This is a genomic window from Siphonobacter sp. BAB-5405, assembly GCF_002872335.1.
GTDB lineage: Bacteria > Bacteroidota > Bacteroidia > Cytophagales > Spirosomataceae > Siphonobacter.
The window spans coordinates 1-1,164 of the sequence record NZ_NJAG01000103.1; the positions used below are offsets into that span (position 1 = coordinate 1).

The following is a 1,164-nucleotide window of genomic DNA, read 5'->3' on the forward strand; positions in this document are numbered from 1 at the left end:
AACGCCGTAGCGATGGCGACGCCAGGAATAACGTTCGTCACTTTCTCCCGGCGGGAACCCGCTACGATGCCCGCTAGTCCGCCAATAAAGGCGATGAATACGTCCCAAACGGTAGGAGAAGTCCGGGCTAGTAATTCCGACTGAGCTGTCTGAAGCGGACTTATAAAAAAGTACAGCGTTGAGGTGAGCAGGCTAATACTTACGGCAATAAAGAGATTCTTTAAAGCTCTTCCAATCAGATCAATATCGTTAATACCTACGCCGAGACCTACGCCCATGATAGGCCCCATCAGCGGTGAAATCAACATTGCTCCAATGATAACAGAGGTAGAATTAACATTCAGTCCAATGCTGGCAATGAGAATCGCAAAAATTAATGTCCATAGGTTAATGCCTTTGAATTCGACTCCGCGACTAATGGATTGAATAACCTTTGAAGCGTCATCCTGATCTTCTTCTAAGCTGAAGCGTTGTCGCACCAGGCGACTCAAACGGGTAAAAAAGGAAGGGGATTGAGGGGTAAAAGACATGCAATCAAAACAAGTTCAGTACGAAGATGAACGGACTGCCCAGACAAGTGGCTTCCATCAAGTTAACTATTTGCTTAACTAAGAGCAAGCCAAAGAGTTATGATCTTTTCTGATTAATGGACCCGCAAAACAAGTCATTGAGCAGTCAGGCTTTTGTTCCGGCACTCATCTGATTTATTAGCAAATCCCCTACCCCATGTAGCCAGACACCCTTTGTATACAGTACCTATAAACGTGATCTGAGCATACTTTACTGACTGAACAGACCTTTTTTCAAAATAAAAATCATCTTGTCATTTTGAAAAAATTTCCTTTAAAAATCAATAGGTTTTATAAAGTAAACTACTGAAAGTCAGCCATTATTCCTTTTCGCTTAACGCCAGGCACAATTTTACCTCTAAGGTTGCTAAAAAGCAAAAACAATGGATACTGCTGAGAAAAACACAACTGCTGATCGTGGCTCCTCTTCTATCGCATCGGAACGAAGAAATTCTATTGCCCGGTTAAGGCGATTTGCCAGATTCAATAAACGGTTCACAGGTTTTCACCTGATCTTGGCCTATTATGGATTGATCATTCTGGCAGGTATGATCTATCAAATTGCTCGTCACCTGCACGGATAATACGACTCTCT

The 1,164-nt window shown here is 42.7% G+C and carries 1 protein-coding gene; it reads right to left on the reverse strand.

Features of this window, described 5'->3' with window-relative positions; all coding sequences use genetic code 11:
* Nucleotides 1–530 (reverse strand): DUF389 domain-containing protein (locus BWI97_RS26080; protein WP_146011057.1); only part of this gene is annotated, 530 nt, incomplete at its 3' end.
* Nucleotides 531–1,164: the final 634 nt, after the last annotated feature.